Origin of the sequence: Paraburkholderia phymatum (genome assembly GCF_038900715.1) — a bacterium.
Lineage (GTDB): Bacteria > Pseudomonadota > Gammaproteobacteria > Burkholderiales > Burkholderiaceae > Paraburkholderia > Paraburkholderia phymatum_A.
The window spans coordinates 187,307-201,807 of the sequence record NZ_JAYMRZ010000017.1 but is presented as its reverse complement, the minus strand read 5'-3'; the positions used below and the strand labels follow the sequence as shown (position 1 = coordinate 201,807).

Genomic DNA, 14,501 nt, shown 5'->3' with positions numbered 1-14,501 from the left:
ACGCGTGTGCCCCTGCGAAGCCCTGTTTCTAGGGGCTTACCCGAATAATTCAATTATTTTCAGCGAATCCAGTTGCGATGATTTTTGACCTCATGCAGACTTGTCTATACATGTCCGGCACGCGGGAAGCGACTGCACCCGCTCAAACGAAAAGGAGATTCGACGTGAAGGTGAAGAAGTCAAACCGCACTACGTTGTCGAAGGCAGTGTTGGGCGCGGTTCTGAGCGCTGCGGCATTGATCGGCGCGCCTGCTCAGGCGAAGGAATGGAAGTCCGTGACGATCGCGCTGGAAGGCGGCTACGCGCCGTGGAATCTCACGTTGCCGGGTGGCAAGCTGGGCGGCTTCGAGCCCGAGCTGGTCGCGAATCTGTGCGAGCGCATCAAGCTGCAGTGCAACCTGGTTGCACAAGATTGGGACGGCATGATTCCGGGTCTGCAGGCTGGCAAGTTCGACGTGCTGATGGACGCGATCTCGATCACGCCCGAGCGCGAAAAGATCATTGCCTTCTCGCGTCCGTATGCGGCGACGCCTGCCACGTTCGCTGTCTCCGATACGAAGGTCTTGCCGAAGGCGTCGCCGTCGGCACCCGTCGTCAAGCTGACGGGCGACGCGAAGACCGACCAGCCGACCGTCGACGCATTGCGCAAGCAGTTGAAGGGCAAGACGATCGGCATCCAGTCGGGCACCGTCTACACGAAGTTCATCAACGAGGGCTTCAAGGACATCGCGACGATCCGCGTGTACAAGACCTCGCCGGAACGTGATCTCGACCTCGCGAACGGCCGCATCGACGCATCGTTCGACGACGTCACCTATTACGCCGCGAACGCCGACAAGAAGGAATCCGCGCAGATCGCGATGGCGGGTCCGAAGATCGGCGGTCCGATCTGGGGTCCGGGCGAAGGCCTCGCGTTCCGCAAGCAGGACGCCGATCTGCGGGCGAAGTTCGACACGGCCATTGCAGCGGCGCTCGCCGACGGCACCGTGAAGAAGCTCTCGGCCAAGTGGTTCAAGACCGACGTCACGCCTTGATCGACGACGGCCGCGCGTCGCTGCGCGAGCGGCGCGCGCACTTGCTGGAGCGATCCGCTTCGTCGATATGGCGAAGCGGATCTGTCAACGAAAGCACGGATGAGGAGTAGAGCATGGCTCTGATCGAGACGCTCGGCTTCGGGCAGGAAGGCTGGGGTGGCGTACTGCTGCTCGCGGCATTGATGACCGTCGCGCTGACGCTCGCGGCGCTCGCGGTCGGCGCGGTATTCGGCGCGATCGTCGCGGCCGCGAAGCTGTCGCGCTTTCGCACCGCGCGCGTGCTGGGCGATCTGTACACGACGGTGTTTCGCGGCGTGCCCGAACTGCTCGTCATCTATCTGTTCTACTTCGGCGGCTCGACGCTCGTGACGACGGTCGGCCAATGGTTCGGCGCCGAAGGCTTCGTCGGCGTGCCGCCGTTCGTGATCGGCGCGCTGGCCGTCGGCATGATCTCGGGCGCGTATCAGGCCGAGGTGTATCGCTCGGCCGTGCTCGCGGTATCGAAAGGCGAGCTCGAAGCGGCACGCTCGATCGGCATGCCGACGATGACGATGGCGCGCCGCATCCTCATTCCTCAAGTGCTGCGCTTCGCGTTGCCGGGCATCGGCAACGTGTGGCAACTGAGCCTGAAAGACTCCGCGCTGATCTCGGTGACGGGTCTCGCCGAACTGCTGCGCGCGAGCCAGATCGCAGCCGGCTCGACGCATCAGTACTTCCTGTTCTTTGTCGTGGGCGGCGCGCTGTATCTGGTGATGACGGGCATCTCGAACCGCGTCTTCAATCACGCGGAGGCACGCGTGGGCCGATCCTTCCGGCGCAACTTCGCGCGCAACTGACGACGGAGCGCCAACATGTCTTTCGATTTCGACTTTCTGTTCGACACGCTGCGCCAGTTGCTCGCCGCCGTGCCGACCACGCTGGGCCTGTTCTTTTCATCGCTGGTGCTGGGCGGTTTGCTCTCGCTCGTGATCGTCACGATGCGCGTGTCGCCGCACTGGCTGCCGAACCGCTTCGCGCGCGCGTACATTCTCGTGTTTCGCGGCTCGCCTCTGCTGATCCAGATGTTTCTCGTCTACTACGGGCTCGGCCAGTTCGGCGTGATCCGCGAGAGCTTCCTGTGGCCCGTGTTGCGCGAGCCGTATGTGTGCGCGGTGCTGTCTCTCGCGCTGTGCACGGCGGGCTATACGGCGGAGATCATTCGCGGCGGCCTGATGGCCGTGCCCGTCGGACAGATCGAAGCGGGCTATTCGATCGGCCTGTCGGGCTTTGCGCTTCTGCGCCGGATCATCGGTCCGATTGCATTGCGCCAGTGCCTGCCTGCGTATTCGACGGAGGCCGTGCTGCTCGTCAAGTCGACGGCGCTCGCGAGTCTCGTCACCGTGTGGGAAGTAACGGGCGTCGCGCAGCAGATCATCCAGCAGACGTACCGCACAACGGAAGTGTTCATCTGCGCCGCGCTGATCTATCTGTTCCTGAACTTCGTCGTCGTGCGTCTGCTCGGCTTGCTCGAACGGCGTCTGTCGCGCCATCTGCGCGCGATGCCCGTGAACGCAGCGCCGCGCGCGATGCCGCCCGCTACCGAAGCACGTCGTGCCGCACCCTGACGGCCCATTCCGGAGAATCACATGAACGCTACGGCACCCGTTGCATTGTCGGTCAAGAACATCCACAAGTCGTTCGGCGACCATCACGTATTGAAGGGCATTTCGCTGGATGCGCACGAAGGCGATGTCATTTCGATTCTCGGCGCGAGCGGCTCGGGCAAGAGCACGTTTCTGCGCTGCCTGAACCTGCTCGAAACGCCCGACGACGGCAGCGTCGCGCTCGCCGGCGAAACGCTGAAAATGAAGCGCCGCAAGGACGGCAAGATGCATCCCGACGACCGCAAGCAGGTCGATCGCATCCGCTCGCAACTCGGCATGGTGTTTCAGAACTTCAATCTGTGGTCGCACATGACGGTGCTCGAAAACCTGATCGAAGGTCCGATGCGCGTGCAGAAGCGCAGCCGCGCGGAAGCCGTCGAAGAGGCTGAAGCGCTGCTCGCGAAGGTCGGTCTTGCCGAAAAGCGCGGGCACTATCCGGCGCATCTGTCGGGTGGGCAGCAGCAGCGCGTCGCGATTGCGCGCGCGCTCGCGATGCATCCGAAGGTCATGCTGTTCGACGAGCCGACTTCCGCGCTCGATCCCGAACTGGTCGGCGAAGTGTTGCGCGTGATGCGCTCGCTCGCGGAAGAAGGGCGCACGATGCTTGTCGTCACGCACGAAATGGGCTTCGCGCGGCACGTGTCGAATCGCGTGATGTTCCTGCATCAAGGGCAGACGGAATGCGACGGCACGCCCGACGAAGTGTTCGGCGAGTTGAAGTCCGAGCGTTTCCGGCAATTCGTGTCGAGCCATCATTCGCGCACGACTAACTAGGACGAGCGCCGCGCCGGAACCTGAGACATATAAAAACAAGAGCAAACGCATACACGCGTACTCGCACGAAAAAGGCAACATCATGGCTATCACCCGTACCGACCGTCCCTTGAACTGGCGCGAACTGGCCGCGGTTGCGGCCGGTGAGCCGCTCGTGCTTTCCAATTCGGCGCGCGAACGCATCGCGGCGGCGCGCGTGCTCGTCGAGCAGATCGTCGAGCGCGGCATTCGAGCGTATGGCGTGAATACGGGCGTGGGCGCGTTGTGCGATGTGATCGTGTCGCCGTCGGAACAGCGCACGCTGTCGCGCAACATTCTGATGAGCCATGCTGTCGGTGTCGGCGCGCCGCTTGGCGTCGCGGAAACGCGCGCGATCATCGCGGCCGCCGTCAACAACTTCGCGCACGGGCACTCGGGTGTTCGACTCGAAGTCGCCGAACAGCTCGTCGCGCTGCTGGATGCCGGCTATATCCCCGAAGTGCCCGCGTTCGGCTCGGTCGGCTATCTGAGCCATATGGCCCATATCGCGCTGGTGTGCATCGGCGAAGGACATGTGCGTTGCGGCAATGAACGGATCACGGGAAGCGAGGCGCTCAGGCGTCTGAAGCGCGAGCCGCTCGTGCTCGAAGCGAAGGAAGGGCTGAGTCTCGTCAACGGCACGCCGTGCGTGACGGGCCTCGCAGCGCTCGCGCTGGCGCGCGCCGAACGCGTGCTCGACTGGACCGACGCGATCGCCGCGATGAGCTTCGAAAATCTGCGCGGACAACTCGCCGCGTTCGATGCCGATTCGCTCGCGTTGCGCGTGTCGCCGGGTTTGAATCTCGTCGGCGAACGCATGCGCAATGCGCTCGCCGATAGCGGCATTCTTGCTTCCGTGGTCGGGCAGCGCACGCAAGATCCGCTGTCGATGCGCACGATTCCACACGTTCACGGCGCGGCGCGCGACGTGCTCGACGCGACGTCCGATGTCGTGAATCGCGAACTGGCGTCGATCACCGACAACCCGATCGTTGCGGGCACGCCGGATGCGCCGCGTGTGTATTCGCAGGCGCATGCCGTGGGCGCATCGATCGCGCTCGCGATGGACAGCCTTGCGACGGCAATCGCTCAAGTCGCGGCGATGGCCGAGCGGCGCCTCGACCGGCTCGTGAATCCGCTCGTCAGCGGCTTGCCCGCATTTCTCGCGGAACCGGGCGGCACGTGCTCGGGCTTCATGATCGCGCAGTACACGGCCGCGTCGCTTGTCGCGCAGAACCGGCGGCTGGCCGCGCCCGCGAGCCTGGATGGCGGCATCACGTCGGGCTTGCAGGAGGACCATTTGTGTCACGCGACGCCTGCCGCGCTGAAGGCATTGGAGATCGTCGACAACACGGGCCGCATCGTCGCAATCGAATTGCTGGCGGCGGCGCAAGCCTACGATCTGCAATCCGTCGATGCGCCGCGCGCGCCGCACACCGACGCGTTGTGGCGCCGCGTGCGCGCGATCGTGCCGACGTATCGCGACGATCGCCCGCTCGCCGACGACATGGCGGCAGCGTTCCGGATGATCGGCGAAGCAGCGCCGCCGCTGCCGCCGAGCTCGGGCGATCTGCATTCGACGGCGACGCAAGGCAATCGCGCTGCGCTCGACGATCACGGCGGCTTTGTCGCGCGTGCCGCGAACGATCCGACGGCGATTGCGCAACAGGCGCCGCAGTCAGCCGCATGAATTTGCGGATGAGCGTGCGACGGCGCACATGGAGGATTCGGCGGCGCGCTTATCGGTGTTGCCGCAACGAGACGCGGCTGCCGCATCGAACTGATGCATTGAACTAATGCATCAAGCTCGCGAGTTCAACCCACGAGGTGATGAGAACATGACGATAAACGGGCACCTGGAGACAGAGGACAGTAGATCGGCCGTTATGCGCACGACGCCAGCCAAAGCATTGCCTGCGTATGAGCAGATCAAGCGCTACGTGATTGCGCAGATCGAAGAGGGCGTATGGAAGCCGGGCGGATTGATTCCTTCGGAAGCGGAACTGGTGAAGGAATTCGGCGTCGCGCGGATGACGGTTTCGCGTGCGCTGCGTGAGCTCACGACGGAACGCGTGCTGACGCGCGTGCAGGGTTCGGGCACCTACGTCGCGCCGCAGCGCTACGAATCGACGGTGCTCGAAATTCGCAACATCGCCGATGAAATTGCCGCGCGCGGGCACCGGCATTCGGCGCGCGTGCTCACGCTCGAATCGAGCGACGATCCGTTGGCCGTCGATGCGCTCGGGCTCGCGAAAGGCCCCATCTTTCATTCGCGCATCGTGCATTACGAAGAGGCCGAGCCGATTCAATACGAAGACCGCTACGTGAATCCGCGCGTGTTTCCCGAGTATCTGGATCAGGACTTCACGGCCGAAACGCCGAATCACTACATGGTGCGTCTTGCGCCGATCCAGCGCGCGGAGTTTCGCATCTATGCGCAGAAGCCGGATGCGCATGTGCGCCGCCATCTGATGATGGAGATCGGCGAGCCTTGTCTGATGCTGTGGCGCAGAACGTGGGTCGGCGAGCATGTCGCGACTTCGGTGCAGCTGTGGCATCCGGCGTCGCGCTTTCATCTGGCCGGGAACGTCTGAGTTTTTTTCTCCGGGCTAGCCCTGCCGCTGCGACGTATCGGGCGCAAAGCGGCAGCCCAGCCGATACCGCGAGCCCGGATGCACGAAGCGCGCGAAGGTCACCGCGACACCGCTCGTCCACGTGCGGCGCATCAGCGTGAGGCACGGCTCTTCTGTCGCGATCTGCAGCAGCTCGGCTTCGGAGCGGGTCGGCAGGCCGGCATCGACGATGTGCTCGACATCGTGCGCGGGCACGACGCTGAGCAGATATTCGGAAGGACGCGTCACCGAAAAATCCTGTTCGATGAAATCCGGCGCGATGGCGGGGTTCACGTAACGGTCTTCGAGTTGCACGGGCAAACCGTTCTCGCGATGCACGCAGATCACATGAAACACTGAAGCGCCGGGCGGCAGGCCCAACGCATTCGACACATTGACGGGCGCCACCTCGCGCTGCGTGAGCACCGTCTGATAGCTGTATTCGTGACCGCGCGAGCGGATCTCGTCGCCGATGTGCGCGATCATCAGCAGCGTCGATTGCGGCTTCGTTTCCGCGACGAATGTGCCGACGCCCGATACGCGCGTCAACAGTCCTTCATCCGTGAGTTCGCGCAGCGCGCGGTTCACCGTCATTCGCGATACGCCGAGCGAGGCGACGAGATCCAGTTCCGATGGAATGCGGTCGCCCGCGCGGCGTTCGCCCGATTGGATCGTATGGCGGATGTATTGCTTGACCTGCTCGTATCGCGCGGCGGGTTGCGCATTCTTCGCATCGGGTGCGAAAGCCGTCGCAATCTCGGCTGCTGCATTCGCAGCACGCGCATTCGGCCCGCGAGGCTTGCGCGTCTTCGCAAGCGCGCGTGCGCGGAGTTTGTCGCGGACGGCAGGGGCGGGCATCGCGGTGCCTCGTCAAAACGTGTTCATACGGGTTCGGCGCTATCGCCGCCGCGCGACCAGAATGCATTGCGGTCGAAATAGTTTTGCAGGAACTGTCGAAGGCGTGGCTGGTTCGCGTCGTGAAAGACGTCGTGCGGCTTGCCTTGCACGGCGATGCGCCCCTGATCGATAAAGACGACCTTGTCCGCGACTTGCGCCGCAAAGCCCATTTCGTGCGTGACGACGGCCATCGTCATCCCGTCGCGCGCAAGCTGCTTCATCACTTGCAGCACTTCGCCGACGAGTTCGGGATCGAGCGCGGACGTCGGCTCGTCGAACAGCATGATGTGCGGCTCCATCGCAAGCGCGCGTGCAATCGCCACGCGCTGCTGCTGGCCACCCGACAGCTTCGCCGGATAGGCATCGCCCTTGTGCGCAAGGCCGACGGTTTCGAGCATCGCGTTCGCGCGCTGCTTCGCGGCGTCGTGCGACAGATGGCGCACGCGCAGCAGCGCTTCCATCACGTTGCCGAGCGCCGTCATATGCGGCCACAGATTGAATTGCTGAAACACCATGCCGACGTTGCGGCGCACGCGATTGATCTCGCCTTGCGAAGCGCGCACGCGCTTGCCGTTGCGTTCGGCATAGCCGAGCAGTTCGCCTTCGATGCGCACATCGCCGTGGTCGTAAGTCTCCAGCGCGGCGAGGCAGCGCAGCAGCGTGCTCTTGCCCGAGCCCGACGGTCCGATGATGCAGACCACCTCCGAGCGGTTGATGTCGAGATCGACGCCGCGCAGCACTTCGACGTCGCCGAAGCGCTTGCGCAGATCGCGCACTTCGATCAGCGGCGCATTGCCCGATCGCATCGAACCGAGATTGGAGGAAGCAGGCATGTCGACGAGTGCATTCATGATGAACCTTGATTTCCGTTCACGCTTGCGATTGACGTTCAGGCCATGAAGCGGGCGATGCGCGCCTCGGCCCACATGCCCGCGCGCGACGTCAGCTCGACGAGCGCGAGATAGCACACGCACAACACGAGCAGCGTTTCGACGAACGCGAACGTCGCCGAGCCGATGCCCGTCAGCACGAACGTGAGCTCGGGCACGGTGACGATCGACAGCACGGCCGTTTCCTTGCTGAGCACGATGATCAGGTTGGTCAGCGCGGGCACGATCAGCACGAGCATTTGCGGCACCTGGATGCGCAGCACCGCTTGCCAGCGCGTGAGGCCGAGACACGACGCGGCTTCGAGATGGCCACGCGGTATCGACTGAAAGCCGGAGCGGAACGCTTCCGCGAAATAGGCGCTGCCGTAAAGGCCGAGGCCGAGCACGCCGGCCGTCAACGGTTCGAGCGTCAGCCCGATGGACGGGCCGCCGTAGTACAGCAAAAAGAGTTGCACGAGAAACGGCGTGCCGCGAAAGAGTTCGATATACACGCGCAGGATGCCGCGCACCCAGCGGCCGCAAAAGAGTTGCAGCACGGCGATCAGAAAGCCGAGCACGATGCCGATGGCGACGCCGGCGAGCCACGTGCCGAGCGTCGTCGCGAGTCCGGCGGCGATCGGTTGCAGATTGTGCGTGATGACGGTGGGATCGAATTGCTGCATCGTTCGGCCCTCAGGTCTGCGCGAGTCGTTGCTCGGCGGCGTGCGCGACGAGCGCCAGCGCGCCGCAGATCACGAAGTAGATGAGCCCCGCGGCGAGATACGCTTCGAGCGGCCGGTACGTGCTTGCCGCGATGTTCTGCGCGGTGCGCGTCAGCTCGGCCACGCCGACGACGGAGATCAGCGACGACGCCTTGATCAGCAGCACCATTTCGTTGACGAGCGAAGGCAGCGTCATCCGGAATGCTTGCGGGACCTGAATGCGCCGGAGCATATGGATGGGCGAAAGACCGAGCATGCGCGCCGCTTCGATCTGTCCCGGCGGAATGCTCATGAAGCCGCCGCGCAATATCTCCGCGATATACGACGCGGAGCACAGCGACACGGCGCTGATCGCGGCGACGATCGGCGATACGTTGATGCCGACGAAGGGCAGCAGGTAATAGACGAGCAGCAGTTGCACGAGCATCGGCACGCCGCGAAAGAAGAACACATACGCGCCGCCGAAGCGTTGCGCGAACGCATTCGACGACAGCCGCGCCGAGCACACGCCGATCGCGACGAAGAAGCCGATTGCGAGACCCGTCAGCGAAATGCCGATGGTCGCGAGCGCGGCTTGCAACAGCAGCGGAAAACCTTGAGCGAAAACGTGGGCGCTGAACATGGCCTGATACCTGCAACAAAGGACATGTGGGCGGCGCGTCGCGTGCGTGATTCGCCGCCGGCGCGCCGCGCGACTCAGGGCGTCAATAGTTGGGCGAGGGCATTGTCGTGGGCGCGTCCATCGTCACGCCGAACCACTTCTTTTGCAGCGACGCGAGGCGGCCGTCATTGTGCATCTTGACCAGCGCGGCGTTGAACGCGTCGGCGAGCGCCTTGCTGTCTGCGTCCTTGCGCAAGCAGTACGCGAAGTACACTTTTGCGCCGAACGGCGGCGTGACGACAGCGAACGTTTCGGGCCGCTGCTTCGCGACGTACGCGATATTCGTCATCGAGTTCGCGACGGCGGCGATGCGGCCCGCTGCGAGATCCGCATAGGCCTGGTTGTTGTCGACGTATTCGCGCACTTCGGGCTGCTTCGGCAATGTCGCGATGTAGGCCTTCAACTGATCGAGCTGCGCGGAGCCTTTGCCTGCGCCCACCGTCTTGCCGACGATATCCGACGACTGCTTGAGCGACGTATCGTTCGCGCGCTTGAGCAGTGCGTCGGTGGCATCGGCGACGGGCAGCGTATACGTGTAGCGCTCCATGCGCGCCTTCGTCACGGTGAGCGGTCCGCCGACCATGTCGAACTTGCCCGCTTCGAGTCCGGGCAGCACGCTCGGCCACGGCAGATCGATGAAGCGCACCTTCACGCCGAGTTCTTTGCCGACTTCGGCGAACAGGTCTTTGTTGAAGCCCGCCTGCTGGCCGTTTTCGAGGAAGTCGAACGGCGCGAACTGCATCTCCGTGCCGACGACCAGTTCGCCCGCTTTCTTGACCTTCGCTAGTTGGTCTTCCGCGTGCGCGCTCACGCTGGCCACGGACGCGGCGGCGCAGAACGCCACCATCGCGAGACGACACTTCCAGCCTGCAAAGATACCCATGAGATTCTCCCGTTGGCAAAGCGGTGTCGCGCTCGAAAGCGATAGGGCGCGAGTCATGCGGGGCAGTATATACCGCGGCTTTTGCGCGAAAAAAATATTCGCATGCTGTCAAACCCTAATGCAGCGGCTGTTCCTTCTACAGATGAATGACCGCGCGTGCAGCGCGACTTGCGATTGCGCTTTTGGCGGTATATACAACGTGAAATCGCTCGCTGATTCGAGGGCTGATCCGCGAGCCGGTTCGTGCGTCGATCTGTGTGCCGATTCGTGTGCTGCGGGCGGCATGTCGAATCGTCCGTTCAATCCATGTGATGAAGGAGCCTCGCGATGCAGCCAGTCACTCGCATTCCGATCGTCGATCTGGCCGGCGTGCGTGCCGGCGACCGAGACGCGCTCGCGCGAGCGGGCCGCGAGATACGCGACGCGTGCACGACGATCGGCTTCTTCTACATCGTCAATCATGGCGTGCCGCAAGCGGTGATCGATCGCGCGGAGCAGGCCGCGCGCACGTTCTTTGCGTTCCCCGTCGAGACGAAGCGGCGCGCGGCGGTGAATCATCGGCATCGCGGCTTCAATGCGCTCGGCGACGCGACGATGTATCAGGCGAAGCGTCCCGACTACAAGGAGTTCTTCAGCATCGGTCTGGAGTTGCCCGAGGACGATCCCGATGTGCTCGCGGGGCAGGCGTTGCGCGGGCCGAACAACTGGCCGGACTTCATGCCCGAATTGCAGCCGCTGCTGTACGGGTATTACGAGGAAGTGGGCGCATGCGGCGCCGATCTGCTGCGCGCAGTGGCCGTGGGTCTCGGCGTTGGCGAGCACTTCTTCGCATCGCGCTATACGAAGCGGATGCAGCGCACGCAGATGGTCTACTATCCGCCGCAGCCGCCGCAATCCGATGAAGACCAGTTCGGCGTCGCGCCGCATACCGACTATGGCTGCATCACGTTGCTGTGGCAGGATCGCGTCGGCGGATTGCAGGTGCGCGAGATCGCGAACGAAACGTGGATCGATGCGCCGCCCATCGAAGGCAGCTTCGTCGTGAACGTCGGCGATCTGCTGGCGCGCTGGACCAACGACCGCTTTCGTTCGACGCTGCATCGCGTGATCAACGCATCGGGCCGCGAGCGCTATTCGATCGCGACGTTCTACGATCCGACCTATACGTCGAGCGTCGATCCGCGCAATCTGGGCACGGCATCGGCGGACAGCAAATACGAGCCCGTCGCGGCAGGCGATTACATCCTGGGCCGCATCAACAGTTCGATGGGCTACCGGAAGAAGCTCGCGGCGACGCAAGGCACAACAGGTTGAGGAACCGCATGACAGGGAAAGAAACGGCAGCGCCCGAATCGACATTCGCCGCGACTTTGGCAGCGACTTTGGCAGCGACTTTGGCAGCGTTACGTGACGCATTGGGCGACGACGCGGTGCACGTCGGCGATGCGATCGGCGAGCGCCCGATGACGGACTGGACGCGTCACGAACCGATGCGGCCCGCCGCGCTGCTGTTGCCGCGCACGACGGAGCAGGTTGCGCGCGCATTGATGATCTGCAACGACGCGCGTCAGCCCGTGGTGCCGCAAGGCGGCATGACGGGTCTCGCGGGCGGCTCGATTCCACGCATCGGCGACATTGCGTTGTCGCTCGATCGTCTCGCGGGCGTCGAGGAAATCGACAGCGCGTCCGCGACGATCACGGTGCGCGCGGGCACGACGTTGCAGACGGCGCAGGAGGCAGCGGCGCAAGCGGGCTTCGAACTGGCGCTCGATCTCGGCGCGCGCGGCTCGTGTCAGATCGGCGGCAATCTCGCGACCAATGCGGGCGGCAATCGCGTGATTCAATCGGGCACGGCGCGCGACCAGGTGCTCGGGCTCGAAGTCGTGCTCGCGAACGGCGCCGTGCTCAGTTCGTTGAACAAGATGGTGAAGAACAATACGGGCTATGACCTGAAGCACTGGTTCGTCGGCTCCGAGGGCACGCTCGGCGTGATCACGCGCGCGGTGCTGAAGCTGCAGCCGCAGCGCGCGTCGCGGCATACGGCGCTCGTTGCGTTGAACGGCTACGAGCAGGCGGTCGCTCTGCTGCGCAGGCTTTCGACGCGCTTTGGCAACGACATCGGCGCATTCGAAATCATGTGGCCGGACTTCTTCGATTTCGGCGTGAAGCTGACGGGCACGCGCTCGCCGTTCGCGGGACCGCATCCGTTGTATGCGTTGATCGAGCACGCGAGCTTCGATGCCGATGACGACGGTGCACGCTTTTCGAACGCGTTGACCGATGCACTCGACGAATCAGCGATCCGCGATGCCGTGATCGCGCAGTCGGTTGCGGACACGCGCGCGCTGTGGGCGATCCGCGAATGCACGGCGGAATTTCCCGTCAAGCTGGACCCGATCAACTTCGACGTGAGCCTGCCGATCGGCGAGATCGGTGCGTTCGTCGATCGTTGTCGCGTAGCGCTCGATCGCGCGTGGCCGGGCAACGAATCGTATTTCTTCGGCCATATCGGCGATTCGAATCTGCATGTCACCGTCGACGGGTGCTCGGTGCCCGGCGTCGATCATCACGATGTGTATGCGCTCGTGTATGACATGCTCGCGCCGTTGCGCGGCTCGGTGTCGGCGGAGCATGGCATCGGGTTGCTCAAGCGCGAGTTCCTGCCCGTCTCGCGCTCGGCGGAAGAACTGGCCGCGATGAAAGCGATCAAGCATGCGCTCGATCCGAACGGTATTTTGAATCCGGGCAAGCTGTTCTAGTTTGTCAGTGCGCGCAATCATGCGGAGTGGCGACGGTCGCTTTACAAAATTGGTTGCACCCTATCGGGTGCTGGCGAGATATCGCGGCCGCGTCACGAGGCTTTGCAACGGTCATTTACAGCTGCGTTGCATCTGCGCGAATCCTTAGCGCGCGCATTGACCGATCTTTACACTCTGCACAATGCCGATGGCTACGATGGGTCTTGTTCAACTCACGGAGCTGGCATGGCGCAGGCCAAGTTAAGCAGTCTCGACGGGCAGCGGCTTTCACAGGTGGAGGTCAGTCGTGTTCTGGCTAAAACCTGAATATCTGGAGCCTCGGTGGTCGTTCCGCGTGAAGATGCATTTTCTTTACTTCGAGTTCGGTATTGAGCCATCGCGCGAGCAATATGACGAGGTTAAGGCAGCGCTGGAACTGGTGCGCACAGATTTTTTGCAATGGTCGCACCCCCGCTCATGGATGGCGAATCGGGAGATCATGCCGCGCTTGCGTGGGCTGCTGCAAGACGCCGGATGCAATGCTCCGAACATGTGGGACGATGAATGGGTCGTGCATGCCGTTCATCACGAAGTACGCTTGGGCAACCTGATCTTCGCGCCGCCCCGGGAACGGCTGGAGGAATATATTCGGCAAGTACGGAACGAACGGCAGCGCCGCGCGCACGCTCGCGCCGCCCCTGCATTGACCCAGCCCACGCAGCAGCCATCGAACGCGACTACACCGTCGCAGTTACACCTGCAACGTGTGTCGCGTGTTCCGCGAGATACGCGGTCCTGGTCTTCCGGAGAAAGCGACTTTGATGTATGGGATGCACCCGACGATCCCGTCTCAACGCCGCTCGGTGATGCGGAGTCGTTCGAATACAGCGAAGATATGTCTGTCGGCGATGCCGATCAGGAAGCTGGCGTATTTCTCACTCCGGCAGAGGAAGCAGAATGTGAAATTCAACTTAACGCGGACATGGATGAGTGTTCCGCTTGGTATGCGGCAAAGCCTTCATCATGGGGCACGTGTCGCGAGCGTGCGATGCAACGATACGCAAATTGTCTAAGGGGAAGATCAATTGACTGACTCACACAAACGTCTACCGCGATGTGTAGTGATCGCCTATGACGAACACGATCAAGCGCTGCAAGTTTGCACGATACACCGCGAACCGATCGCCCGGCGTATTGAGTCTGCTTTGGTGATGCCGTGGCCCCTTGCAGATGAAGATTTCAAGCTCGATGATGAATTCGCCCGCAAAATCGGCGGCTTGGTCTTCAACTTGTTAGCCGCTCACCAACCAGAGCTAAAGTCGTACATTAGCGTAACGCCACATCCAGACGCACTCGATCGCCCCGAGGATTCCGACGGCTAAACACGTTTCGTTTGACGATGACGATCAGAAGTTCGAAGTGTTTGCGATAAAGGATTCCGATATCGAACGGTTTAAGGCCGGAACTGTGGGAGCGGATTGGCCGTTATCCAGTATCGTCCTTGAGTTGGGCGAAGATACAGCTCGCCGCCTGGGCATTACGGCACTCAACGTTTTTGCGATCTACCACCCTATGCTGAAGCCGATGATAACGGCCAAGCTGGATATACCCGCACTCCCTGAAGATTGACGGTAGGCGAGATGAAGGATA

16 protein-coding genes are annotated in these 14,501 nt (G+C 62.9%); 11 read left to right on the top strand and 5 right to left on the bottom strand.

Annotation, left to right across the window (positions count from 1 at the left end; genetic code table 11):
- Positions 1–164 precede the first annotated feature (164 nt).
- From VSR68_RS28140 to hutC (VSR68_RS28115), 6 genes are all read left to right on the top strand, one after another.
- Positions 165–1,034: a transporter substrate-binding domain-containing protein gene (locus VSR68_RS28140; protein WP_342942982.1), complete on the top strand. Its 870-nt coding sequence runs from the start codon at positions 165–167 to the stop codon at positions 1,032–1,034.
- A gap of 113 nt (positions 1,035–1,147) precedes the next feature.
- On the top strand, positions 1,148–1,870 hold the full coding sequence (locus tag VSR68_RS28135; RefSeq protein ID WP_205975007.1) for an ABC transporter permease: 723 nt from the start codon (positions 1,148–1,150) through the stop codon (positions 1,868–1,870).
- 15 nt (positions 1,871–1,885) lie between these two features.
- On the top strand, positions 1,886–2,638 hold the full coding sequence (locus VSR68_RS28130) for an ABC transporter permease (RefSeq protein WP_152763146.1): 753 nt from the start codon (positions 1,886–1,888) through the stop codon (positions 2,636–2,638).
- A 21-nt stretch (positions 2,639–2,659) separates the two neighbouring features.
- Entirely contained in the window at positions 2,660–3,451 is a 792-nt protein-coding gene (locus VSR68_RS28125) for an ABC transporter ATP-binding protein (RefSeq protein WP_342942981.1), read from the top strand.
- 82 nt (positions 3,452–3,533) lie between these two features.
- The gene (locus VSR68_RS28120) at positions 3,534–5,159 is read left to right on the top strand and encodes a histidine ammonia-lyase (protein ID WP_342942980.1); all 1,626 of its coding nucleotides are present in this window, start codon (positions 3,534–3,536) and stop codon (positions 5,157–5,159) included.
- A 148-nt stretch (positions 5,160–5,307) separates the two neighbouring features.
- Positions 5,308–6,063, top strand: coding sequence for a histidine utilization repressor (hutC, locus tag VSR68_RS28115; protein ID WP_342942979.1), 756 nt, complete (start codon positions 5,308–5,310; stop codon positions 6,061–6,063).
- Between the two features lie 15 nt (positions 6,064–6,078).
- Here the strand turns inward: hutC (VSR68_RS28115) and hutC (VSR68_RS28110) are convergent, their stop codons facing one another.
- The 5 genes from hutC (VSR68_RS28110) to VSR68_RS28090 form a co-directional block, all read right to left on the bottom strand.
- Positions 6,079–6,939 (bottom strand): histidine utilization repressor, encoded by an 861-nt coding sequence (gene hutC / locus VSR68_RS28110; protein ID WP_342942978.1) that lies wholly within the window; start codon positions 6,937–6,939, stop codon positions 6,079–6,081.
- Positions 6,940–6,962: 23 nt separating this feature from the next.
- Positions 6,963–7,829: an amino acid ABC transporter ATP-binding protein gene (locus VSR68_RS28105; protein WP_342942977.1), complete on the bottom strand. Its 867-nt coding sequence runs from the start codon at positions 7,827–7,829 to the stop codon at positions 6,963–6,965.
- A 38-nt stretch (positions 7,830–7,867) separates the two neighbouring features.
- Positions 7,868–8,530, bottom strand: coding sequence for an amino acid ABC transporter permease (locus tag VSR68_RS28100; RefSeq protein ID WP_342942976.1), 663 nt, complete (start codon positions 8,528–8,530; stop codon positions 7,868–7,870).
- A gap of 10 nt (positions 8,531–8,540) precedes the next feature.
- Entirely contained in the window at positions 8,541–9,191 is a 651-nt protein-coding gene (locus tag VSR68_RS28095; RefSeq protein ID WP_342942975.1) for an amino acid ABC transporter permease, read from the bottom strand.
- 82 nt (positions 9,192–9,273) lie between these two features.
- Positions 9,274–10,113 carry a transporter substrate-binding domain-containing protein gene (locus tag VSR68_RS28090; RefSeq protein ID WP_342942974.1) on the bottom strand — a complete coding sequence of 280 codons (840 nt, stop codon included), beginning with the start codon at positions 10,111–10,113 and terminating at the stop codon, positions 9,274–9,276.
- Positions 10,114–10,440: 327 nt separating this feature from the next.
- Here VSR68_RS28090 and VSR68_RS28085 point away from each other — a divergent pair, with 327 nt between their 5' ends.
- The 5 genes from VSR68_RS28085 to VSR68_RS28065 all read left to right on the top strand — a co-directional run bounded on the left by VSR68_RS28085 (position 10,441) and on the right by VSR68_RS28065 (position 14,480).
- Positions 10,441–11,427: an isopenicillin N synthase family dioxygenase gene (locus VSR68_RS28085; RefSeq protein ID WP_342942973.1), complete on the top strand. Its 987-nt coding sequence runs from the start codon at positions 10,441–10,443 to the stop codon at positions 11,425–11,427.
- 8 nt (positions 11,428–11,435) lie between these two features.
- On the top strand, positions 11,436–12,872 hold the full coding sequence (locus VSR68_RS28080; RefSeq protein WP_342942972.1) for an FAD-binding oxidoreductase: 1,437 nt from the start codon (positions 11,436–11,438) through the stop codon (positions 12,870–12,872).
- Positions 12,873–13,158: 286 nt separating this feature from the next.
- Positions 13,159–13,944, top strand: coding sequence for a hypothetical protein (locus VSR68_RS28075; RefSeq protein ID WP_342942971.1), 786 nt, complete (start codon positions 13,159–13,161; stop codon positions 13,942–13,944).
- Positions 13,945–13,972: 28 nt separating this feature from the next.
- Positions 13,973–14,233, top strand: coding sequence for a hypothetical protein (locus tag VSR68_RS28070; protein WP_342942970.1), 261 nt, complete (start codon positions 13,973–13,975; stop codon positions 14,231–14,233).
- A gap of 37 nt (positions 14,234–14,270) precedes the next feature.
- A complete protein-coding gene (locus tag VSR68_RS28065) occupies positions 14,271–14,480 on the top strand; it encodes a hypothetical protein (protein WP_342942969.1) in 210 nt (69 codons plus the stop codon).
- Positions 14,481–14,501: the final 21 nt, after the last annotated feature.

Excerpts from the sequence above, each read along its gene's own strand:
- VSR68_RS28135 (WP_205975007.1), top strand. The coding sequence starts at position 1,148 with ATGGCTCTGATCGAGACGCTCGGCTTCGGGCAGGAAGGCTGGGGTGGC.
- VSR68_RS28130 (WP_152763146.1), top strand. The coding sequence starts at position 1,886 with ATGTCTTTCGATTTCGACTTTCTGTTCGACACGCTGCGCCAGTTGCTC.
- VSR68_RS28125 (WP_342942981.1), top strand. The coding sequence starts at position 2,660 with ATGAACGCTACGGCACCCGTTGCATTGTCGGTCAAGAACATCCACAAG.
- VSR68_RS28120 (WP_342942980.1), top strand. The coding sequence starts at position 3,534 with ATGGCTATCACCCGTACCGACCGTCCCTTGAACTGGCGCGAACTGGCC.
- hutC (WP_342942979.1), top strand. The coding sequence starts at position 5,308 with ATGACGATAAACGGGCACCTGGAGACAGAGGACAGTAGATCGGCCGTT.
- hutC (WP_342942978.1), bottom strand. The coding sequence starts at position 6,939 with ATGCCCGCCCCTGCCGTCCGCGACAAACTCCGCGCACGCGCGCTTGCG.
- VSR68_RS28105 (WP_342942977.1), bottom strand. The coding sequence starts at position 7,829 with ATGAATGCACTCGTCGACATGCCTGCTTCCTCCAATCTCGGTTCGATG.
- VSR68_RS28100 (WP_342942976.1), bottom strand. The coding sequence starts at position 8,530 with ATGCAGCAATTCGATCCCACCGTCATCACGCACAATCTGCAACCGATC.
- VSR68_RS28095 (WP_342942975.1), bottom strand. The coding sequence starts at position 9,191 with ATGTTCAGCGCCCACGTTTTCGCTCAAGGTTTTCCGCTGCTGTTGCAA.
- VSR68_RS28090 (WP_342942974.1), bottom strand. The coding sequence starts at position 10,113 with ATGGGTATCTTTGCAGGCTGGAAGTGTCGTCTCGCGATGGTGGCGTTC.
- VSR68_RS28085 (WP_342942973.1), top strand. The coding sequence starts at position 10,441 with ATGCAGCCAGTCACTCGCATTCCGATCGTCGATCTGGCCGGCGTGCGT.
- VSR68_RS28080 (WP_342942972.1), top strand. The coding sequence starts at position 11,436 with ATGACAGGGAAAGAAACGGCAGCGCCCGAATCGACATTCGCCGCGACT.